20 protein-coding genes are annotated in these 21,470 nt (G+C 69.6%); 8 read left to right on the top strand and 12 right to left on the bottom strand.

What is annotated here, in order from left to right:
* Window positions 1–35 precede the first annotated feature (35 nt).
* The gene (locus AB0N66_RS14830) at window positions 36–830 is read left to right on the top strand and encodes an SDR family oxidoreductase (RefSeq protein ID WP_365433498.1); all 795 of its coding nucleotides are present in this window, start codon (window positions 36–38) and stop codon (window positions 828–830) included.
* Window positions 831–895: 65 nt separating this feature from the next.
* Here the strand turns inward: AB0N66_RS14830 and AB0N66_RS14825 are convergent, their stop codons facing one another.
* The gene (locus AB0N66_RS14825) at window positions 896–1,825 is read right to left on the bottom strand and encodes a LysR substrate-binding domain-containing protein (RefSeq protein WP_365433495.1); all 930 of its coding nucleotides are present in this window, start codon (window positions 1,823–1,825) and stop codon (window positions 896–898) included.
* A 118-nt stretch (window positions 1,826–1,943) separates the two neighbouring features.
* On the opposite strand from AB0N66_RS14825, the gene AB0N66_RS14820 reads away from it, so the two are divergent.
* Window positions 1,944–2,795, top strand: a complete 852-nt coding sequence (locus AB0N66_RS14820) for an SDR family oxidoreductase (RefSeq protein WP_365433492.1) — start codon at window positions 1,944–1,946, stop codon at window positions 2,793–2,795.
* A gap of 202 nt (window positions 2,796–2,997) precedes the next feature.
* Here AB0N66_RS14820 and AB0N66_RS14815 read toward each other — a convergent pair whose 3' ends face one another.
* The 8 genes from AB0N66_RS14815 to AB0N66_RS14780 form a co-directional block, all read right to left on the bottom strand.
* The gene (locus AB0N66_RS14815; protein WP_365433489.1) at window positions 2,998–3,348 is read right to left on the bottom strand and encodes a UBP-type zinc finger domain-containing protein; all 351 of its coding nucleotides are present in this window, start codon (window positions 3,346–3,348) and stop codon (window positions 2,998–3,000) included.
* Window positions 3,345–4,838 carry an ATP-binding protein gene (locus tag AB0N66_RS14810; protein WP_365433486.1) on the bottom strand — a complete coding sequence of 498 codons (1,494 nt, stop codon included), beginning with the start codon at window positions 4,836–4,838 and terminating at the stop codon, window positions 3,345–3,347. Before AB0N66_RS14810 ends, AB0N66_RS14815 begins: the two co-directional genes overlap by 4 nt.
* On the bottom strand, window positions 4,835–6,511 hold the full coding sequence (locus AB0N66_RS14805; protein ID WP_365433483.1) for an FAD-dependent oxidoreductase: 1,677 nt from the start codon (window positions 6,509–6,511) through the stop codon (window positions 4,835–4,837). The genes AB0N66_RS14810 and AB0N66_RS14805 overlap by 4 nt, the downstream gene beginning before the upstream one ends.
* 124 nt (window positions 6,512–6,635) lie before the next feature.
* Entirely contained in the window at window positions 6,636–7,886 is a 1,251-nt protein-coding gene (locus tag AB0N66_RS14800; protein ID WP_365433480.1) for a DUF4032 domain-containing protein, read from the bottom strand.
* A 499-nt stretch (window positions 7,887–8,385) separates the two neighbouring features.
* Window positions 8,386–9,183 (bottom strand): N-formylglutamate amidohydrolase, encoded by a 798-nt coding sequence (locus AB0N66_RS14795; protein WP_365433477.1) that lies wholly within the window; start codon window positions 9,181–9,183, stop codon window positions 8,386–8,388.
* A gap of 54 nt (window positions 9,184–9,237) precedes the next feature.
* Window positions 9,238–9,690 (bottom strand): cyclic nucleotide-binding domain-containing protein, encoded by a 453-nt coding sequence (locus AB0N66_RS14790; RefSeq protein ID WP_365433474.1) that lies wholly within the window; start codon window positions 9,688–9,690, stop codon window positions 9,238–9,240.
* A gap of 210 nt (window positions 9,691–9,900) precedes the next feature.
* Window positions 9,901–10,701 carry a VOC family protein gene (locus tag AB0N66_RS14785; protein WP_365433471.1) on the bottom strand — a complete coding sequence of 267 codons (801 nt, stop codon included), beginning with the start codon at window positions 10,699–10,701 and terminating at the stop codon, window positions 9,901–9,903.
* A gap of 155 nt (window positions 10,702–10,856) precedes the next feature.
* A complete protein-coding gene (locus AB0N66_RS14780; RefSeq protein WP_365433468.1) occupies window positions 10,857–11,072 on the bottom strand; it encodes a DUF4177 domain-containing protein in 216 nt (71 codons plus the stop codon).
* A gap of 387 nt (window positions 11,073–11,459) precedes the next feature.
* Here AB0N66_RS14780 and AB0N66_RS14775 point away from each other — a divergent pair, with 387 nt between their 5' ends.
* The 4 genes from AB0N66_RS14775 (at window position 11,460) to AB0N66_RS14760 (ending at window position 15,307) form a co-directional block, all read left to right on the top strand.
* Complete coding sequence (locus tag AB0N66_RS14775; RefSeq protein WP_365433465.1) at window positions 11,460–12,113, top strand: DUF6629 family protein; 654 nt, start codon at window positions 11,460–11,462, stop codon at window positions 12,111–12,113.
* Window positions 12,114–12,250: 137 nt separating this feature from the next.
* The gene (locus AB0N66_RS14770) at window positions 12,251–13,111 is read left to right on the top strand and encodes a LysR substrate-binding domain-containing protein (protein WP_365433462.1); all 861 of its coding nucleotides are present in this window, start codon (window positions 12,251–12,253) and stop codon (window positions 13,109–13,111) included.
* 119 nt (window positions 13,112–13,230) lie between these two features.
* Window positions 13,231–14,097 carry an NAD-dependent epimerase/dehydratase family protein gene (locus AB0N66_RS14765; RefSeq protein WP_365433459.1) on the top strand — a complete coding sequence of 289 codons (867 nt, stop codon included), beginning with the start codon at window positions 13,231–13,233 and terminating at the stop codon, window positions 14,095–14,097.
* A 271-nt stretch (window positions 14,098–14,368) separates the two neighbouring features.
* Window positions 14,369–15,307, top strand: coding sequence for an NADP-dependent oxidoreductase (locus AB0N66_RS14760; RefSeq protein ID WP_365433456.1), 939 nt, complete (start codon window positions 14,369–14,371; stop codon window positions 15,305–15,307).
* 55 nt (window positions 15,308–15,362) lie between these two features.
* On the opposite strand, the gene AB0N66_RS14755 is transcribed toward AB0N66_RS14760, so the two are convergent.
* Both AB0N66_RS14755 and AB0N66_RS14750 read right to left on the bottom strand, forming a co-directional pair.
* Window positions 15,363–15,863, bottom strand: a complete 501-nt coding sequence (locus AB0N66_RS14755; RefSeq protein ID WP_365433453.1) for a DUF6174 domain-containing protein — start codon at window positions 15,861–15,863, stop codon at window positions 15,363–15,365.
* 292 nt (window positions 15,864–16,155) lie between these two features.
* Window positions 16,156–18,057 carry an AMP-dependent synthetase/ligase gene (locus AB0N66_RS14750; RefSeq protein ID WP_365433450.1) on the bottom strand — a complete coding sequence of 634 codons (1,902 nt, stop codon included), beginning with the start codon at window positions 18,055–18,057 and terminating at the stop codon, window positions 16,156–16,158.
* A gap of 365 nt (window positions 18,058–18,422) precedes the next feature.
* On the opposite strand from AB0N66_RS14750, the gene sthA reads away from it, so the two are divergent.
* Window positions 18,423–19,826, top strand: a complete 1,404-nt coding sequence (gene sthA, locus AB0N66_RS14745; protein WP_365433447.1) for a Si-specific NAD(P)(+) transhydrogenase — start codon at window positions 18,423–18,425, stop codon at window positions 19,824–19,826.
* Window positions 19,827–19,927: 101 nt separating this feature from the next.
* Window positions 19,928–20,683: an SDR family oxidoreductase gene (locus AB0N66_RS14740; RefSeq protein WP_365433444.1), complete on the top strand. Its 756-nt coding sequence runs from the start codon at window positions 19,928–19,930 to the stop codon at window positions 20,681–20,683.
* A gap of 121 nt (window positions 20,684–20,804) precedes the next feature.
* Here the strand turns inward: AB0N66_RS14740 and AB0N66_RS14735 are convergent, their stop codons facing one another.
* The gene (locus tag AB0N66_RS14735) at window positions 20,805–21,278 is read right to left on the bottom strand and encodes a DUF5990 family protein (protein ID WP_365433441.1); all 474 of its coding nucleotides are present in this window, start codon (window positions 21,276–21,278) and stop codon (window positions 20,805–20,807) included.
* Between the last annotated feature and the right edge of the window lie 192 nt (window positions 21,279–21,470).

Below are 21,470 nucleotides of genomic sequence, written 5' to 3'. Positions count from 1 at the left end.
GCCCCGGCCCGCCGATACGGCAGTGGAGTGTGCTCATGCAGCTGAACCTCGAAGGACGGACCGCGCTTGTCACCGGCTCGACGCAGGGCATCGGGGCGGCGATCGCTGTGGGCCTGGCACGGGCGGGTGCCCGGGTAGGTGTGAGCGGCCGGGACGAACGCCGGGTGGAAGAGGCTGTCGCGCGGTTCGCCGCGGAGGCCCCACAGGCGCGGTTCGTCCCCGTGGCCGCCGACCTCGGCACCGCGGAAGGAGCGGCCAGGGCTCTGGAGGTCCTGCCCGACGTGGACATCCTGGTCAACAACCTGGGGATCTTCGGCGCCCAGCCCGCACTGGAGATCACCGACGACGACTGGCGACGCTACTTCGAGGTGAACGTCCTCGCGGCCGTCCGCCTCACCCGTGCCTACCTGCCCGCGATGATGGAGCGGGGCTGGGGGCGCGTCCAGTACATCGCCAGCGACTCCGCGGTGGCGGTCCCCGCCGAAATGATCCACTACGGCATGTCCAAGACCGCGCTGCTGGCCGTGAGCCGGGGGTTCGCGAAGGAGGCCGCGGGGACGGGCGTCACGGTCAACTCCGTCATCGCGGGGCCCACGCACACGGGCGGTGTGGAGGACTTCGTCTACGAACTCGTGGACCGCTCCCTGCCCTGGGACGAGGCGCAGCGTGCCTTCATGCGGGAGCACCGCCCGCAGTCCCTCCTGCAGCGGCTGATCGAGCCCGAGGAGATCGCGAACATGGTCGTCTATCTGAGCTCGGACCAGGCGTCGGCGACGACCGGGGGCGCCCTGCGGGTGGACGGCGGTTACGTCGACTCGATCCTTCCCTGAGGCGTTTCCCGGGTGACGGGAGTCGGTCAGTCCGGCGGCGTGCCGTCGGCGGCGGTGCCGTGCTGTCAATCGCCGGGTTCGTGTGGGACTTCGGGCGGGAGGAACGCTCCTGTGTCGCGCAGTTCCCGGACGATGTCGATGAGCGCGGCGACGGCGGGGTTGGCGGTGTCGCGGCGCCAGACGATGCGGTGGTCGGCGTACGGGCTCGGGTCGGTGAAGGGGCGGTAGACGACTCCGGCGAAGGGCCTGGCCGCGGCCGCGCCGGCGATGGTGAGTCCGATGGCCGAGCCGGAGAGCACCAGGGGGAGGAGCCGGTCGAGGCTGGAGATCTCGCGGTGGATGGTCACCGTGGTGCCGCGGGCTTCGAGCTGGCTGACGTAGTGATCGTGCAGCCATGGGTTGACGTCGCGCTCGACGATGACGAGGGGCTGGTGGGACAGCTGGGCGGGGTCGATCGCTTCCGAGGCCGCGAGCGGATGACCGGCGGCCAGCGCGACCACGATCGGTTCCCGGGTCACCAGGAGCGAGGCCAGGTCGGGCGGGTGCTCGGCGGTCCAGCAGAAGCCGATGTCGAGGCGGCGCTCGCTGAGCTCGGACAGCTGGTCGGGAGTGGTCATCGGCCGCGGGGCCAGCCGGACTTCGGGGAAGCGGGCGTGCAGCGCGGGCACCGCCAGCTGGAACAGGCGCGGACCGAGATCCTCCGCGTACCCCAGACGAAGTTCGTCGACCGCGCCGGTGGCGGCGCGACGGCCGACGTCGAGGGCGCGCCGGACGGCGGCGATCGCGCCGCGCGCCTCGGGCAGGAACGCCTCGCCCACCGAGGTGATGGTCACGCGCCGGCTGGTGCGGGCGAACAGCGGGGCGCCGAGTTCGCGTTCCAGCCGACGGATCTGCTCGCTGACCGACTGCTGAGTGACGTGCATCCGCTCCGCGGCCCGGCCGAAGTGCAGTTCCTCGGCGACGGCGACGGCGTATTCCAGCTGGCGAAGCTCCACACCCTCCATATTGACAGGTTCTGCCTGTCGAACATGCGCGCGTTCCTCGTTGATCGTGTGGCGTCCGCAGCGCTCTCATGGAGGTCAGGTACAGCCTTCCGATCCAAGGAGTACTGCCATGAAGACCTGGTTCATCACCGGAACCTCCAGTGGCTTCGGCCGCCGGATGACCGAGCTGCTGCTCGACCGCGGCGACCGCGTGGCCGCCACCCTGCGCAACCCCGCCCGACTCGACGACCTGGCCGCGCTCCACGGCGACCGGCTGTGGCGCGCGGAGCTGGACGTCACCGACACCGCACACATGCGGAAGGTTGTCGACAGCGCGTTCGCCGAGCTCGGACACATCGACGTGATCGTCTCCAACGCCGGGTACGGCCTCATCGGCCTGGCCGAGGAGCTGACCGACGAGCAGATCCGGCGCCAGATCGACACCAATGTGATCGCTCCGATCCACCTCGCGCGGGCCGTAACTCCGTACCTGCGCGCACAGGGCGGCGGCAACTTCCTTCAGACATCAAGCATGGGCGGCCACATCGCCTTCCCCGCGATGTCGCTCTACCACACCAGCAAGTGGGGCATCGAGGGCTTCTTCGAGGCTTACGCCCTGGAGACCGAGCAGTTCGGCATCCACACCACGCTGATCGAACCGGGCATGGTCGCCACCGACTTCTACGCCGCGGCGGACACCGCCCCCTCCCAGCTGGCCGCCTACGCCGGTACCCAGGCCGCGGACTTCACCCACGGCAAGAGCAGCGTGCCCCTGGAGGCCATGCCCGGTGACCCGCGCAAGGTCGCCGAGGCCATGATCCGCATCGGCGACCTCAAGGATCCGCCGCGGCGCCAACTCCTCGGCTCCGACGCCTACGGCCTGGTCCGCGACGCCCTCACCGCTCGGCTGGCGAGCACCGAGACCCAGCGCGAGGTCGCCTTCTCCACCGACCGGGACGGCTTCTCGCCGCCCGCGTCCTGACACACCGGAAAGGACATCCGCGCGCGCCCTGCTTCACCGACAAGACCGTCATCGTCACCGGCGCCGCCGGCGCTCTGGGCGCCGGCATGGTCCGCCGCTTCGTCGCCGACGGCGGCTATCTCCTCGGGCCCGTCCCCGCCGCGAAGGTGTGACTGTCAGGGCCCGGACCACCTCGACTCGGCGGTCAGGACCTACCCACCTGTCAGCCCAGGGACGTGATCCAGTCCGCCGGAACACGCCCCGCCGGCCCCGGTGTCGGCTGGTCCACGGGATGACTCTGCGGGGGAGCGAGGTCGGGCCCCGACTCGTACATCTCGGAGGAGTCGTAGTTCCAGAACCACTCCTCGCCGGGCTCGAAGCTGCGGACGACGGGATGGCCGGCGGCCTTCGCGTGTTCGGTCGCGTGCTTGGCGGGCGAGCTGTCGCAACAGCCGATGTGCCCGCACTGGGCACAGCGCCGCAGGTGGACCCACCATCCGTCGACGGCATCGCAGTCGCCGCATCCCGTACCGCTCGGTGGGACGCTCGGGTCGATTCCGGCAGGCAGGGTCATGACGGCTCCTTCGGCGAGTTGGCGTCCGCTGGCGTGGCGGGGTCCGCCTCCGCGTCGGTGTCCGGGTCCACGGCGTTCAGCGGAAGACGTACCTGGAAGCGTGTGTCACCGGGGACGGACTCCACATGGAGGCTCCCGTGGTGCTTGTTGACGACGATCCGCCAGGAGATGTCCAGGCCGAGCCCCGTGCCCTCTCCCACCGGCTTGGTCGTGAAGAACGGGTCGAAGATGCGGTCGCGGATCTCCGCCGGCACCCCGGGCCCCGTGTCGCGGAACTCGACGAGCAGTTGGTCGCCGTCGAGTGCGGTGCGGACGGTGAGCTCGCCCTCGCCGCCCATCGCCGAGACGGCGTTGTCGATGAGGTTCGTCCACACCTGGTTCAACTCGCTCGGATAGGCCGGGATGTTGGGCAGCGTGCGGTCGTACTCCTTCACGACCCTGATGCCGGAGCCGATCTTCCCGGAGAGCATCATCAGCGTGCTGTCCAGCAGTTCGTGCACATCGGCGACCTGGTAGGGCGCGCGGTCGATCTGCGAGTACTGCTTGGCCGCGTCCACGAGGTGGGTGATGCGGGTCGTGGAGTCCTCGATCTCGTTCATGAGGAGCTCGGTCTCCACGGTGTAGTTCAGCCACCGGATGGCGCCTTCGAGCGTGGCATCGTCCACGGCCGCGGCGACCTGGTCGAGCCAGTCGGTGTCGAGACCCGCCTGCACGAAGGTCGGCGCCAGCTGCCAGCCGCCCGCGATGCCGTGGTCATCGAGCCAGTCGCCGAGGGCGTCCTCCCGGTCGGTGGCTTCGAGCGGGCTGAGCGGAGTGGCCTTGGCGACCTGGTCGGCGGTGCGCTCCTGGAGCTCGACGAGCGTTTCGAGGGTGTCGCGCTTGTACGGGCCTGCCGCGATCACGCCGAGCTTGTGCCGCATCCCGGCCACCCGGTCCCGCAGCGCGGAAGTCGCCCGGACGGCCGCCGCGGCCGGATTGTTGAGCTCATGCGTCAGCCCGGCCGACAGTGAGCCGAGTGCCAGCAGCCGCTCGCGCTGACTGATGGTCCGCTGGGTGTTCTGGCTGCCGAAGAACATCCCCTCCAGCAGATGGACGGCCATCGGGAACCAGTCCCGCAGGACCGCGGAGAACACCTCGGCGGGCAGGATGAAGAACCGCGAGGGCTCGGTGACCCGCAGGGAACCCTTGTAGCTCTTCTCGTCCGGATCCCCGCCCAGATAGGCCTGCATGGCCCCCGCGTACACCCCGACCTGCGAGCTGCGGTTGGTCTCCACATCGTCGCTGCCGACCCGGCGCGACATCACGAGGGTGCCTTCGAGAAGCACGAAGAAACAGGTGGCCGGCTCGCCCTCGCGGTACACGTAGCCGGGCTCGAACAACTCCACGCGGCCCTCGCGGCACAGCCGGTCGAGCTGGTCCCCGTCGAGCTTCTCGAACAGGAACAGCTTCGAGAGCTCCTCGATACTGCACGGCATCGGCTGTCCGCTCACGACTGCTCCAGATAACGGTGTACAAGCATCACGGCCATGGCTCCCTCTCCGACGGCGGACGCGACCCGCTTCGCGGACTCGGCACGCGCGTCCCCGGCCACGAACACGCCGGGCACATTGGTTTCCAGGTGGTACGGCGGCCGGTCCAGCTCCCAGTCGGCGGGCGGCTGCCCGTCGAGCGTCATGTCGGGCCCGGCCATGATGAAACCGCGCGCGTCCCTGAGCACGGTTCCCTCCAGCCAGTCGGTGAGCGGGGCCGCCCCGATGAACAGGAAGATCCACTGCGCGTCGACGAGTTCGGTGTGCCCGCTCGCCACATCCCGCAGCGTCAGCTGTTCCAGGTGATCCGAGCCGTGCGCGGCCTCGACGACCGTGCCGGCGCGCACGCTGATGTTGGGCGCGTCCGCGATCTGCTGGATCAGGTAGGCCGACATCGAGGCGGACAGGGACGAGCCGCGGATGAGGATGGTGACGGACTTGGCACCGCGCGCCAGGAACATGGCGGCCTGCCCGGCCGAGTTCGCTCCGCCCACGATGTACACGTCATGGCCCTGGCAGGCGGCTGCCTCGGTGAGCGCGGACCCGTAGAAGACTCCGCATCCGGTCAGATCCGCCAGCCCGGGGGCCTCCAACTGCCGGTACGACACTCCCGTCGCCAGGATCACGGAGTGCGCGGCGATCGCCGAGCCGTCCGAGAAACGGATCGTGCGCGACGCCCCGGTGACCTCAAGACCGGTCACCTCGCGCGCGGTCAGGATCTCGGCGCCGAACCTGGACGCCTGCCGCCGTGCCCGGTCGGTGAGCTGCGCCCCGGACACGCCGTCCGGGAAGCCGAGGTAGTTCTCGATCCGCGAACTCTGCCCCGCCTGGCCCCCGGTCGCCGACCGCTCCACCAGCACCGTACGCAACCCCTCGGACGCGCCGTACACGGCCGCTCCGAGCCCGGCTGGTCCGCCGCCGATGACGACGAGGTCGTAGAAGTCCTCGGTCGGCGTCGTGGCCAGCCCCACCTGGGCCGCCAGATCGGGATCCTCGGGCTCGACCAGCGACGTACCGTCCGGCGTGATCACCAGCGGCAGTCGCTCCCCGTCCTGCCCGGCGGCGGCCAGCAGCCGTACACCCTCCGGTGTGTCGGACGAGTACCAGCGGTAGGGCACCTGGTTGCGGGCCAGGAACTCCCGTACGCCCGACGAACGCGCCGACCACCGGTGCCCGACCACCTTGCAGACCCCCACGGGCCGGAGGTCGCTCGCCCGCCATGCGTCCAGGAGGTCGTCCACGACCGGATAGAGCTTCTCCTCGGGCGGGTCCCACGGCTTGAGCAGATAGTGATCGAGGTCGATCACATTGATCGCGTCGATCGCCGCGTTCGTGTCCGCGTAGGCGGTCAGCAGCACCCGCCGGGCGCCCGGGTAGACGTCGATCGCCTGCTCCAGGAACTCGATGCCGTTCATCTGCGGCATCCGGTAGTCGGCCAGGATCACGGCCACCTGATCGCCGCGCAGCTTCAGCTCCCGCAGCGCCTCAAGGGCTGCCTCTCCGGACTCGGCGCGCACAATGCGGTGCGCCTCGCCGTAGCGGCGCCGCAGGTCGCGGGCCACGGCGCGCGACACCCCGGGATCGTCATCCACAGTCAGAATGACGGTCCGCGCTGGACTGGCGGCCTGTGCCATACGTCTCCCACCCCGAGCAGGTCAGTGTCAGCCCGGCTGAGCGGCGTACGCGAGCGCGCGCCGCTCGGCCGGTACACCCCCAATCGTATGTACGATCGGTCCCCTTTGCTCTGTAACCGGGTTCTCAGACGGGCGGGACGGGGGTGTCCGCCTGCGGCGGCAGGGTCTCCCGGACCTTGGGGAGGATGTTCGTGACGTAGTCGTCCACGACCGTGTCCAGATCGATGTCGTGCTGAGCGTGCTCGGACAGGTACCAGCGGTGTTCGAGGAGCTCGTGGTACAGCTCGGCCGCGTCCATCGATCCGCGCAGATCCAGCGGCACGGCCCGGACCGTCGGACGGAACACATCCCGCACCCAGCGGTGGGCGAGGACCTCAGGTCGGGCGGCGAGGGGATCGCCCGGAGCGTAGTCGTCCTGGGTGGCCATCCAGCTCTCCAGGTCGTTCAGCAGCCGGCGCGCCTGGTTCTCCTCGGTGTCGAGGCCGGTCAGGCGCAGCAGCTGGCGCTGGTGGTGGCCCGCGTCGACGACCTTGGGGACGAAGGTGACGGTGTCACCGTTCGAGGAGTGCGCTATCTGCATCTCGGCGACGTCGAAACCGAGGTCGTTCAGGCGGCGTATCCGGCGGTCGATGTAGTGGTGCTTGCCCGCCGGGTACACCGACGTGCGGGTCAGTTCGTCCCACAGCCCCTGGTAGCGCGCGCAGATCTCGGTGCCGAACTCGATCGGGTCCACCGAGGGGTGCAGGGCTCCGGCGGCCTCCAGGTCCAGCAGCTCGCCGCTGATGTTGACGCGGGCGAGGTCGAGGTCGTACTCCCGCTGACCGTTGCTGAGCTGAGGGTGCAGATCGCCGGTCTCGGCGTCCACCAGATAGGCCGCGTACGCCCCGGCGTCCCGGCGGAACAGGGTGTTGGACAGCGAGCAGTCGCCCCAGGCGAACCCCGCCAGATGCAGTCGCACCAGAAGCACCGCCAGCGCGTCCATCAGCCGGTGCATGGTGGCGGGCCGCATCGTCGTCTCGAACATCGACCGGTACGGCATCGAGCCGCCCAGATGCCTGGTGATCAGCACGGGCTCCAGCGGCGCGCCCTCCGTGTCCGTGCGCCCGGTGACCACGGCGAGCGGGTCCACCGCGGGGATACCGAGCCGGTCCAGACTGCGCAGCAGCTCGTACTCGCGCAACGCGGGCCGCTCGGCCAGCTCCTTCACCGCCACCACCTCGGCCCCGGCGCGCGCGTAGCGCACCACGTGCCGTGAGATGCCGCGCGGCAGCGGGACCAGATAGTGCTCGGGCCACTCCTCCAGGGGCAGCTGCCAGGGCAGTTCGAGCAGGAGCGCGGGGTGCTCCGGATTGGTGGCGCTGATCTGCAAAGCCATTGACGGGCTGCCCTCACCTCAGGGACCTCAGGGTTGAACACTGTCCGGCTCAAGCATCTACGAATGATCGTCGAGGCGGAAGACGGAGCGGGCGTTGGCCGACAGGAACAACTCGGTCCCCTCCTCTCCCGGACGGCCGTGACCGGCTTGCTCAGGTCCACGCCCGCTACCCCGCGCAGCCGTCCTTCGGACCGGTTGACGAACTCGGCGACCTCGTCGTTGCTGATCAGTGGGCCCTGCGGCCCGTACCAGGCCGCGGAAAGCCCGGTCTCCACATCGGCCGCGGCCAGCGCGGCCACGGTGGCCTCGACCGGCAGCTCCTCCTCCAGGAGCCCCTGGCCCGTCCAGCGGCGCAGTGACTCGAACATCTCGTGGTTGGAGTGACGGAGTGTGGGGTGCTGCATCCACGCGTCGACGACCGGCATGATCCCCTGCCTCTTGAGTCAGCGGCTAAGCGATTGCTTACCCCGACTTGCCCCGACCCTAGTGTGCCGACCGGTTACCTCGATACGGCGTCGACGAGAGCGGTCAGCGCGGATGCCACCCGGGTAAGACCCGGGCCCACGGGGCCACCCGGCTCGCTCATGTACGTGTCCCGCCGGATCTCCACCATCAGGGCCGTAACCTTCGGCTCCCGTTCGTAGAACCGCAGCGGGACGTACGTCCCGGAGAACGGGCTGTCGATCCCCACACCCCCGACGCCTGCGAACGCCTTCTCGGCGAGGGCGAGCAGTTCGGGCGGTGTGTGGAACTCGTCGGTGCCCAGACAGACCGGCGGGCGGGGACCGTCGCCGTGCAGCTCGTAGGGCAGCCGGGCCGTCGGATACGAGTGGACGTCGATGATCACGGCTTGCCCGGTGGCGGCCAGCCGGTCGGCCACCGCCTCCGTCATCGCCCGCGCGTACGGGTGGAAGTAGCGGTCGATCAATGTCCGCGGGTCGGCCTCCGCGGGCCGGAGCGGCGCCCGGTGCGTGGTCCGCGTGTAGACCGCGCCCATGCCGACGGCCAGCATTTCCTCCCGTTCGTCGGGGAAGCGCTCGGGGTCGATCACCAGCCGGGACAGCCGGTTGACGAACCGCCACGGCGCGACATCTGCGGCCTGCGCGACCGCCGCGGCCAGCTCCGCGGTGTGCGCGTCGGTGATGTGGTCCAACTCGCGCTCCAGCGCCGCGTCGTCGAGCGCGATGCCGTCGCGTACCGGCGCCGGGATCTCCCGCGAGGAGTGCGGCACATGAAGGATCACCGGGGAGTCGGCGGCGCCGGGGATGAGGTCGAGGGAGTCCGGGGTCTCGTTCATAGGAGATTCCTACACGGTGGCGATCCCGCACGGCGGTGTGTCACGAGTGTCACCTCACCCGCCACCGCCGTGGCGCGCGTAGTGCTCGATCAGCGCCGCCCGGGTCGTTTCGAGCCGGTGGGCGAGGATGGCGGCGATCGTCCGCGTCAGGGACAGCTCCAGCGTCGCGTCGGCGTCGCAGAGAGTGCGTACCTCCGCGGCATCGAACTCATAGCCGCGTACAGGGCTGAAGGCCTCGGCGCCGAAGTCCCACCGGTGCGGCGGGAACAGCCATGACCAGCCGAGCAGATCGCCGGGCCCCAGCGTCGCGACGGAGATGCGCCTGTCCGCGACGACCCGTTGGTACAGGGAGACCGTCCCCGAGCGCACCACCCAGAACCGGTCGGCACTGCCGCCTGCCTCGAAGATCCTTCCGTCCGCTGGGAAAGAGACCTCGCGCGCCAGGCTCATCAGACGCTCGCGATGGTCGGGGGAGAGGGCGGGCAGGAGCCGGAGAGCACTGGGCATCGCGGACCTCCATCGCGCCGCCGAGGGGGCTGCGAGGGGTCCGGCGGCGCCTGTCGTACCGGTTGAATCCCGTCACCCTCTATTGGAGCCTGATCCGGGGGTTCCGTCGCGTCGTGGGCGAGGAGACTTTGTGTGGACGCGTCACGGCTCCTGAAGGGTGGGCACCCCACCGCGGGATCGCCCCACGCACTCCCGGCACGGACATCCCGGCTAAACGACGGCCTTCGACGTCACCGTGAAGCGCGCGCCATCCGGATCGGCGAGGACCGCCTCCATCGAGCCGACGCCCTGCTGGTGGGCGGTGCCACCATGCGCTCGCGCGGCCCGGGCGCAGGCCTCCACGTCGGCGACGGCGAAGTGGACCTGCCAGTGCGGCCTGATCGCGGGATCGGGCGCCGATCCCACCGCGCCCGAGTAGATCCGGGCGATGACGTCGCCCTGGCTGCGCAGCACGACCTCGTTCTCCTCGTAGTGGACTTCGCAGCCTCCAGGGGTCGAGGAACCCCAGCCCAGGACCTCTCCGTAGAAGATGGCGGCGTCGAAGGCGTCGCGCGTGTGCAGCCGTACGAAGGCGGGTGCCGCGCGTCGCCAGGTCTCCCAGCCGGCCACGAGCTCACCCTCCCAGATACCGAAGACCGCTCCGTCCCGGTCGGCGAGCAGCGCCACCCGCCCCGGCGGGAACGAGATCGGCCCCACCGCGGTGGTACCGCCGCGCTCCTGGCTCCGGGCCACGGTCTCGTCCGCGCTGGACACCGCGAAGTACGGGATCCATGCCACGGCCGTCTGCCAGAGCGAGGTCACCCCGGCGATCCCGGCGACCGGCATCCCGTCGAGCACGGCGATCCTGTACTGGTCGTCCAGCTCGCTCTGCTGCCACTCCCAGCCCAGTACGGCCTGGTAGAAGCTCTCGGCGAGCGGCAGATCGCGTGTGGTCAGACTGACCCAGCACGGGGCGCCGAACACCGACTGACTGGAGACGACCTCTCCGGGGAGTGTGCTGTCGCTCTTCATCGCCGTACCGTCCTGAAGTCACCGGCCGGTATCCGCCCAGACGTCGTAGGCCTCCCGTGCCGGAAGGCCTACGACGGCATCAGTAGCACCTGCGGATCCGCTGTCCCATCAGCTCCAGCATCCCCCGGCTCGGCGTACCGCGCACCCTGCGCGGGCTACGGGCGGGGGCGCTCCAGCGTCAGGAGCAGCCCCTCCACGGCGCCGGGGCCTATACGGCCCTTGACGTCGGCGGACGTGATCGCCTTGAGCGCCCATCCGTCCTCGGCGTGCTTGTTCAGGACCTTCTCCAGCTTGCCGCTGTCCAGGGCGTCGCCGATCAGCGATTCCCGGAAGGTGACGACCTTGTACTCGTACGTATAGGGGTTGCTCATGGCTACGGGGCTCTCCTGCGCTTCGGTTGGCGTGGCGAGGCCCACCCAATCACTGTTCGGGTGACCGGGGCGAGCCCCGACGTCGGCTCGTGGATGATCCCCTCCTACGGCACGAACCCGAACTCCGGTTCAGGTGGCCCGCGTTGCGCCCGTCGTGCTGCATATCGTCCTCGCTCGGCACGCTGAGTCCCGCCGGCGTCTGCAACAGAACCGTCTTGCCCGTACCCCTACCGAACCGATGCCTCCGGTGCGTGGCTCGCCGCCCGGCAGGCACGAGGGACGAAACCCCACGGGGCTGCCGTGTCAGCGGCATCCAGCGGTCCACGGCGCCGTAGCGTTATGCGCTGTAAGGGAAGATTCATATGACAGCGGACCAATGGTGACGCAATGTGCTGGAACGCGACGGCCGATCTGGTAGCCGGTACCGGAATCGCCGCAGTCGGCGTGGCCTGTGTGGCCCGCGTGCGCAGGCCCGGCGATCTCCCGCTGGCCGCCCTGCCGTTGCTCCTCGGGGCGCACCAGATCGTCGAGTCCAAGGTGTGGGACGCCGGCGGTGGGACGGGCCCCGCCACCGTCGCCTGGGCAGTTATCGCCCTGCCGCTGCTGGCGGTGTGGGTGCCGGTGGCTGTGCTGTGCGCCGCGCCGCGACACGCCAGGCGCCGTCTGCTGATCCCTCTCGCCGCCGGTCTCGTGACCGCCGCGATGCTCGCGTACGCACTCGCCTCCCATCCCGTCAGGGGCGAGATCCGCGGCCACACCGTCGGCTACTTCGTCGACCTGTCCCACGCGGAGCTGCTCATCGCCGGCTACCTCCTCGCCACCGTAGGATCCCTGCTGCTCTCCGGTGATCGCGGACTGACGCTCTTCGGTGTCCTGGTCGCCGTGGGCGCGCTGATCTGCTGGGCGATGTGGCAGATGGAGTTCGTCTCGACCTGGTGCGCGTTCGTGGCGGTGTGTTCGGTGGTCCTGTTCGGCTGGGTGGGCCGGCGTCCCACAGCGGACCAGCGGGCCTACCGCGCGAGCCGCGGCAGCCCCGGCTAGGAGACAGTCCCGGCTAGGAGACAGCCCAGGCTGGGAGGCCGCTCCAGGGGGTTGGCCGGCGGTGCGTTCGCCGAAATCCTCCCGTGCTGTCCCGGGCAACTAGGCTGGAACGTGGCTTCTGCACGGTGGGAGATCTCGTGGATGTCGATCTGCGCAAGATGCGCTACTTCGTGGTGGTGGCCGAGGAGTTGCACTTCGGCCGGGCCGCCGCGCGGCTGCACATCACGCAACCGGTGCTGTCGCGGCAGATCCGCGCGCTGGAGCAGGAGCTGCGGGCGCAACTGTTCACCAGGAACAAGCAGACCACCGAGCTGACGGCCGCCGGCCGTCAACTGCTGGAGGACGCCCGCCCCCTGCTCGCCTCCGCGCAGGCTCTGCGCCGCCGGGTCCAGCAGGCCGCCCACGGATCCTCGGCGTTCACGGTCGGCTTCATGCCCGGGATCACCGTGACGGGCGCGGTGCGCGCCTTCTCCGCCAGACATCCCGAGCTGAGTGTGCAGGTGGTGCGCACTTCCTGGGGCGACCAGGTCCAGGGGGTGCACGAGGGCCTTCTCGACGTGAGCTTCGTACGGCTGCCCGTCGACCATCGCGGCCTGGAGCTGCGCCCGCTCTTCCGGGAGCCCCGCGTCGCCGTACTGCCGGCGGACCACCGGCTGGCGGGCAAGGAGTCCATCGTCATCGCGGATCTGGCGTCCGAGCGGCTGCTGCAGGACCCCGACGCCGTCCCCGAGTGGCGTGACCTCCCCGAGCGGACCGGCGGCGAGGAAGCCGGACCGCGGCCTTCGTTCGCCACTGTCGAGGAGAAGCTGGAACACGTCGCGACGTCCGGCGGCGTCCTTGTCCTGCCGCTGTCCACCGCGACCTACTACACCCACACCGATGTCGCGCATGTGCCCATCGACGACATCGGCCCGAACGAGGTCTGCCTTGCCTGGAGCGCCGACCGCCGCTCCCCGCTGCTCCCGGAGTTCGCCGATATCGCCGCTGCCCAGCGCTGATGCCCTGGAGGCATCACCGCTGACGGAAGAGGTCTTGGACGCCGACCGCGGCACGGGTCCAGGGTGGAGGAGCGGCGGAACCTCCCGCCGCTCCTCCACCCACAAGGACCGTGAGAGCGATGCAGATCTTCATCACAGGCGGCTCCGGCTACCTCGGCCGTTCCACCATCCGGGCCCTGACCCGGCACGGCATCGGCGTGACGGCGCTGGCGCGCAGCGAGCACGCGGCGCGCACCCTGTCGGACCTTGGTGCCACCCCGGTTACGGGGTCGCTCACCGACACCGATGTCCTCCATGAGGCGGCCCGCCGGGCCGACGGGGTCATCCACCTCGGGGTGGAGTACGCCGAGGGCACCGCGGACGTCGACCGCGCAGCGGCTCAGGCACTGCAGGACGGCGTGGGCAGCGGCCCCTATGTGCACACGGGCGGGGTGTGGGTGTATGGCGACACCGGCGGTGTCGTCGACGAGGAGGCCCCGCTGAGCCCGCCGCGTATCACCGCTTGGCGGCTGGAGAACGAGAAGCGGGTACTCGCCCGGGCCACCACCGGAGGGCACCCGGTGGTGGTGATGCCAGGGCTGGTCTACGGCCGCTCCGGCGGTCTGGCGCAGTCGTTCTTCGTCGAGCCGGGGCGCACCGCAGGTGCAGTGCCCTGCATCGGGGACGGCTCCAACCACTGGGCGCTGGTCCACGTCGACGACATCGCCGAGCTGTACGTCCTGGCCCTGAACGCCCCGGCCGGTTCCGTGTACGCCGGTGTCAGCGGCCAGAACCTTCCGCTGGCGGACATCACCCGGGCCCTCAGCCACGCCGCCGGATGCCCGGACCGGATCGAGTCGCTGACCGTCGAGGAGGCCGTGCGGCGGATGGGCCCGATCGCCGAGGCATTCGCCCTCGACCAGCAGTTCAGCGGCGCCCGGGCCCGCCGCGAGCTCGGCTGGACGCCCACCCGTCTCGACGCCCTGGCCGAACTCGCCCAGGCCTGATCCACCAGAGCGCCGACAGGCGGGCCACGACGTCGAACCGGTAGTCGACCTCGCCGCCCATGTGTTCGGCGGAGTGCCCGCGGCTTTGGGCCTCCGGCGCTACGGTGGATTGCCTAGGAGCAGGATCGGGGCTTCTGCCCGGGCAGGGTGCGTCGTCCGCGTTCCGCCGGTTCCGGGCCGTCGATTGCCGGTCGAGCAAGGGTGATTCATGCCGCCTGGTTGTCGTCCGGGCGGATCATGGACGTGCCGAGCCCCCTGACGAGGAGTCCTGATGTCCGTCCGTATGCATGCCATCGTCCAGTCCGCGTTCGGTGGTCCGGAGGTGCTCACGTACCAGGAGACCGACGTACCGGAACCCGGCCCGGGGGAGGTGCTGCTGCGGGTCGCCGGTGCCGGCGTCAACCCGGGTGACACGGTTCTCCGGTCGGGCCGCGTGCCGGGGGTTGTCACCCTGCCGTGGACGCCGGGCAACGACGTGGCCGGTGTCGTCGAGCGGGTGGGCCAGGGCGTGACGCGCTTCGAGCCGGGTGACGAGGTGTACGGCATGCTGCCGGTCTCGCGGCGTGGCGCGTACGCCGAGTACACCGCTGCGCCGGCCGACGCGTTGGCTCCCCGGCCCAAGAATCTCGATCTGGTGCACGCCGGGGCCGTGCCCCTGGTCGCGTTCACCGCCTGGCAGGCGTTGGCCGTGCTGGCCGGGGTCCGGCCAGGCGACCGGGTACTGATCCATGCGGCGGCAGGCGGCGTCGGCCATGTCGCGGTGCAGCTCGCCAAGGAATTCGGCGCACACGTCATCGGCACGGCCCGCGCGGCCAACCACCAGTTCCTGCGCGGTATCGGCGCCGACGAACTGATCGACTACACCGCCACCGACTTCCGGACCGCCGTGGCCCCGGTGGACACGGTCCTTGACCTGGTCGGCGGTTCCTACGGACCGCGCTCCCTCGATGTCCTGCGGCCGGGCGGTCTGCTCATCGGCGCGTCGATCGACCCCGGAACGGACGAGGCCCAGGCCACGGCCCGCGGTCTGCGCTATGTCTGGGTCACGGCCGAGCCCTCCGGTGAGGTACTGGAGCGGGTCACCGAACGCATCGAGGCGGGCCGGCTGCGAGTCACCGTCCACCGCACCTACCCGCTGGCCGAAGCCGCCGCCGCGCACCGCGCGATCGAGGAGAAGCGCACCACCGGCAAGATCGTCCTCGTGCCGTGAACAGGGCGCGCGGGTGCGGCTTCTGACGGACCGTGCCCGGTGAGTGGCACGGGCGTCAGCCGTCGCTCGGCTCGTAGGCGCTGATGACGTACAGGGCTTCGTCGTCGATCGCGTTGCTCTCCCAGTCGAGAGAGATCCGGACAGGGTGTCCGTCGGGCGCGTACTCCGCTTCCGCCTTGTCAGCGTTGTCACGCCGAGCCCGCTCCAGCTCGGCCAACAGCCCGCCGATGGTGGGTACTTCACTGAGCGAATGCTCCACGACCTGCCGACCGCTGTCGTCGAGGCCAACGGCCGCTGTCACCTTGCCGTCCAGGACCGTCACCCGGAACGTCCCGATCAGGCTCCGTTCGCCTTCACTCGACGTCATGGTGTAGACGTACGAGGCGGGCTCCTCCCAACTCGTCGTGCTCCGCTCCGTAGAGGGATTCGCCGCGGCCTTCCCACCGGATCCGGAGGACGTCGACGCCTCGGATCCGCAAGCGGCGGTCGCGTACAGCAGCGCCCCGATCAGCGCGGCGGCGGGCAGGGATCGTGAGGTGATGCGTGGGGCGGTCATGGCTGCAGTCCCTTCGAAAACGGCTACCGCTATGACGTCGGCCGGGCGGGGAACGTTCGGGCGCCCTGCGGCCCATGGTCAGTTCGTCCAGGCGCATTCCCGCCGACGCTGGTGGCATCAGTACCAGGACCCGCGGTCCTGCTCACCGGAGGGATCTGGTTGCCCCGGTTCCCTCGGCGCAGAGTGTCCCCATGAACACCACGAAGCAGCCGGAAGTCAGGAGCCGCGTGACCCCGCTGAGGTCACTTCTGGGAAGCACGTACGTCCCACGCCGTGGCGGAGCGCGTCCTGTTCACCGGAACACGTTGTCGGAGTCGTCCCAGACCGATGGCTCGCTCTGTACGTACTCCCGGGGAACGCGCGAGGACGTCTGATACATCGCGTCGATCTCCGCGGCGAATCGCTTCGCGATCGCATCCCGGCGCAGTTTCATCGAAGGCGTCATCAGTCCGTTGGTCATGTCGAAAGGCTCCGGGAGGACACGGAACACCCGGATCGATTCCGAACGGGACACCGTGGAGTTGGCGGCGGCGACAGCACGTCTGACCTCCTCGCGCAGTTCGTTCTCCTCGCGGGCGTCCCTGACCGGGGTTTCACCCTTGGCCCGGGACGCCTGCCAGTGCGTGACGAATTCCGGATCCAGCGTGATCAGAGCCCCCACACAAGGCCGGTTGTCACCCACGACCACCGCTTGATGGATCAGCGGATGTACGCGCAGACGCTCCTCAAGGCCCGCGGGGGCCACACTCTTGCCGCCGCTCGTGATGATGATGTCCTTCTTGCGCCCGGTGATGGTCAGATAGCCCTCGTCGTCGACACTGCCGATGTCCCCGGTGGCCAGCCAACCGTCGTGGAACGCGGCCTCGGTGGCCGGGGCGTCGTTGATGTATCCCTGGAACACCGAAGGCCCCCACACCAGAATCTCCCCGTCCTCGGCCACATGGACGTCCGTGCCCGGCAGAGGGCGGCCCACGGTTCCGAACTTCTCCCGGCCCGCCGGATGCATGGTGATGCCGCCGCTGGTCTCGGTGAGCCCGTATCCGTCGTGGATGAAGATCCCGATTCCCGCGTAGAAGAGGGCCAGTTCACGGTTGAGGGGCGAGCCGCCCGAAACCCCGCCGCACACCCTTCCGCCCAGGGCGGCGCGCAGCTTTCGGTAGACCGTCTTGTCGTAGAGGGCGTGTTGCAGCCTCAGGTCGTAACCAGGACCGGGGCCCGTACCCAGCCGCTGGCGTTCGGCGGCCCCGGCGAAGTCCTGCGCGGTTCGGACGGCCCGCTCGAACAGCGCTCCGCGTCCCGCCCGTTGGGCCGAACGCAGGAAGTTCTTGTAGATCTTCTCGAAGACGAACGGCACCGCGCACAGATAGGTGGGCCGGAAGGAAAGGAGAGCCGCCGAGAGCGCCTCCGCACGCACATCCGGTTCGTGTGCCATCAGCATGCCGCCGCGCAGACAGAGTCCCTGGATCATGAGGCCGTACACGTGGGAGAACGGGAGGAAGGCGAGCATGGAGGGCTGCTCTCCGGAAGGAGCCGCCGTGTGCAGCCAGCCCTCGATCAGTGTGTCGACGGGGCTGGCCAGGCTGCGATGGGTCAGGGCACAGCCCCTGGGGAGTCCCGTCGTACCGGAGGTGTACGCGACGACCGCCGTGGAGTCGGGCAGCACGATCCGGCGGAGCGAGTCGATCGTGGTCACCGGTATCGCACGGCCCCGCTCGGCCAGCTGCGACAGGGCCCCGGTGTCCAACTGCCAGACGTGGCGCAGGAACGGGAGCGCGGCGCACGCGGAGCCGACCGTCATCACGCCCTGCTCGTCCTCGACCACCACGCCGACACAGTGGGCGTCCTTGAGGATCCACTCGACCTGCTCGTGCGAGGAGGTCGGGTAGATCGGAACCACTTCGGCTCCCACCGACCACAGCGCATAGCCGAGGACGGTCCACTCGTAACGCGTGCGCGCCATGATGGCGACGCGGTCTCCCGGGCGTATCCCGGACGTGACAAGTCCCCTTGCCAGATCGACCACTTCGTCCCATAGCTCGGCGGCCGTCACCGGTATCCACGTCGAGGACGAGGTGTCGGAGCGGCGCGCGATCTGTGCGAGCTCCGGGTTGCGGCGAGCGGTTTCGAAGAGGCTGTCGGCGAGTCCCCCCTGCATCACCGCCGTAGCGAGTGGGGGAAGTTCGGACTGGTGCATTCGCCGCTCCGGAGTTCTCCTCGACGCGGCCTCACCGAGAGACGCTGGAGCCGAGGATTCCTGAATCTAGCCCACACCGACGACGCCCGTGCGGGATTCACCCAGCAGCCCGTCGGCCGATGGAATTCGTGTGGCCGCGAGGGCGCCGGCCGGTGATCGCCGGCCGGCTCGACCATGCGCCCGGTGCTCGCCGGCCCCGTCGACGATGTTCTCCAGGCGTGTGGGTCGGCCGGCTTGAGGCAGCTGACGATCCCCCTCGGAACCCGTGCGGAGCAGGGGTCGAAGACGGAGTTGCCGGCACGCCGGGTGAACGGTCACCCGTTCACCCTTTCGGGGGAGGGCTCCGGGCTGACAGACTCCGGAGGGTGCCTGACTTCGACATGCTTGTCATCGGTTCCGGTCCGGGCGGCCAGAAGGCCGCCATCGCCGCCGCCAAACTCGGCCGCAGGGCCGCCGTCATCGACCGTCCGGACATGGTCGGTGGGGTCTCCATTCATACCGGAACCATCCCCTCCAAGACGCTGCGCGAGGCGGTCCTGTATCTCACGGGGCTGACCCAGCGCGATCTGTACGGCCAGAGCTACCGCCTCAAGGAAGACATCACCGTCGCCGACCTGACCGCGCGCACCCAGCACGTGGTCGGCCGAGAGGTCGACGTCATCCGCAGCCAGCTGTCCCGCAACCACGTCTCCCTCTTCGCGGGCACCGGCCGTTTCCTGGACGACCACACCATCGGCCTGAAAGAAGTGAACGGCCACGAACGGGAGTTGACCGCCGAGCACATCGTCATCGCCACGGGTACGCGCCCGGCCCGGCCGGCGACCGTCGAGTTCGACGAGCAGACCATCCTGGACTCCGACAACGTCCTGAACCTGGAGCGGGTGCCGCGCTCCATGGTCATCGTCGGCGCCGGTGTGATCGGCATGGAGTACGCCTCCATGTTCGCCGCCCTCGGCAGCAAGATCACGGTGGTGGAACAGCGGGCCGGGATGCTCGACTTCTGTGATGTCGAGGTGATCGAGTCACTGAAGTACCACCTGCGGGACCTCGCCGTGACGTTCCGCTTCGGGGAGACCGTCGCCGCGGTCGAGCGTCACACCCGGGGCACGCTCACGATCCTGGAGAGCGGCAAGAGGATCCCGGCGGACGCGGTGATGTACTCGGCGGGCCGACAGGGCCTCACCGACGAACTCGACCTGGACAAGGCGGGCCTGTCCGCCGACCGGCGCGGGCGGATCACGGTCGACGAGCACTACCGCACCGAGGTGCCGCACATCTACGCCGTCGGTGATGTCATCGGCTTCCCGGCGCTGGCCGCGACCTCGATGGAACAGGGCCGTACGGCGGCGTACCACGCCTGTGGCGAGCCGGTGAACCGGATGCACGACCTCCAGCCGATCGGCATCTACACCATCCCGGAGATCAGCTTCATCGGCCGGACCGAGGACCAACTCACCGAGGAGCGCGTGCCGTTCGAGGTCGGCATCTCCCGCTACCGCGAACTGGCCCGGGGCCAGATCATCGGCGACTCGCACGGCATGCTCAAGCTCCTGGTCTCCCCGGACGACCGCAAACTGCTCGGGGTGCACTGCTTCGGCACCGGCGCCACCGAACTCATCCACATCGGGCAGTCCGTCATGGGCTGTGGCGGCACGGTCGACTACCTGGTCGATGCGGTGTTCAACTACCCGACGCTCGCCGAGTCCTACAAGGTGGCAGCCCTGGACGCGACCAACAAGATCCGGCAGATCGACCGGCTCAGGGACTGAACCAGCGGCACCGTGAAGTTGCCCGGGCTCAGGGACTGACCCGGGGCACCGTGAAGTTGCCCGGGGGAGGGGAGCGCGGGCAACTGGCTAAGCTCTCGGCCATGCCCACAGCCATGGTGACCGGAGCGACAGCGGGAATCGGCGCGGCCTTCGCCCGGCGCCTGGCCACGGACGGTTTCGGCCTCGTCCTGCTCGCCCGGGACACAGAGCGCCTCGAACGAGCCGCGGAGGAGTACCGCGCCGCCCACGGGGTCGATGTGGAGATCCTCTCCGCGGACCTCGCCGCCGAGGAAGGACTGCTCGCGGCGGAGCAACGGGCCGCTCAGGGCGTCGACCTGCTGGTGAACAACGCCGGTTTCGGCCAGCGCGGCGCCTTCCTCGGCACCGACCTGTCCGAGGAACTCGCCATGCTCCGGGTGCACTGCGAAGCCGTACTGCGCCTCACGCGTGCCGCGTTGCCCGGCATGGTGGAGCACGGGCGCGGGGGTGTCGTGAACGTCGCGTCGGTGGCGGCGTTCTATCCCCGCGGCACGTACAGCGCCTCCAAGGCGTGGGTCGTCACCTTCAGCGAGAGCCTCCGCCAGGAGGTCGGCGGCAGCGGCGCCCATGTGATGGCCCTGTGCCCGGGCTGGGTGCGCACCGAGTTCCACGAGCGGTCGCGGATGGACACCTCGGGAATCCCCGACTCCCTGTGGCTGGACGCGGAAGATCTGGTCGCCGCCGCGATCCGCGACTTCCGCCGTGGCGTCCCGGTGAGCGTCCCGGACGCGCGCTACAAGGCCATCGCCGGGCTAGGCCGACTGCTGCCCCGCCGGCTCAGCGCCCGACTGTCCGCCGGAGCGGGCAGCCGTCACTGAGGGGCACGTACGGTCGCCCGGTCACGGTGACGGACTGCGGCCGCACACAAAACATTATCGGAAGTCAGGGTTACCTTAGTTAGCGGTTCGCCGGACGTGACCGTGGGTGACCGGGCAGGTCCTAGGCGGCCGGCTCGGCGGTCCAGGTGATGTGCGGGGGCTCGACGCGCGCGCACAGGGGTCCGCCGCGTGTGTCCGACAGGCCGAGACGTCCGACCAGCAGGCCGTCGTGTGCGGCGGCGGCGAGGACCTCGGGCGGGATGGCGTCGATCATCAGCTTGGCGCGGCGGAACATCGAGAAGACACCCGACTCGTCGACCGTCCCCCATGACAAGTAGATGAAACGTCGGCCCAAACGGTCCTGTACGTAAGGGCCCTTCACTTCGGTGCCGGCCGGCGAGGCGGCCGCGGAGCACTCCAGTGTCCAGGTCGCCGAAGCGGCGTCGCCGGGTTGCGGGTCGAGGAGCTCCGCCGGGCGGTCGCGGCGCTGCACGGCGACGTGAACGTTGCTGTGGACCACGGTGTTGCTGACGGCCGGAGCCCCGGGCGAGCAGGTGAGGCCAGGTAGATCGACGGCGTCGATACGGATGCGCATCCACCCATTGTCCCTCCTTCGTCCGACCCTTTTCTGCTTCTTCGCGAAGAACGTGAATGCCTTTTACCGATAATGCGTTCCTCCTGAATTGTTTTCACAAAGTGGAAACACGTAAACGGGTTTACTGAAGTCGACGTGCAAGTGACCGATTTATCTCAACTGTCCATGATCAGAAGCCTGTTGAATGAAGGC

The sequence above is a fragment of the Streptomyces sp. NPDC093544 genome, from assembly GCF_040683495.1.
GTDB lineage: Bacteria > Actinomycetota > Actinomycetes > Streptomycetales > Streptomycetaceae > Streptomyces.
The sequence above is the reverse complement of the archived record's forward strand: the minus strand, read 5'-3'. Positions and strand labels throughout refer to the sequence as shown.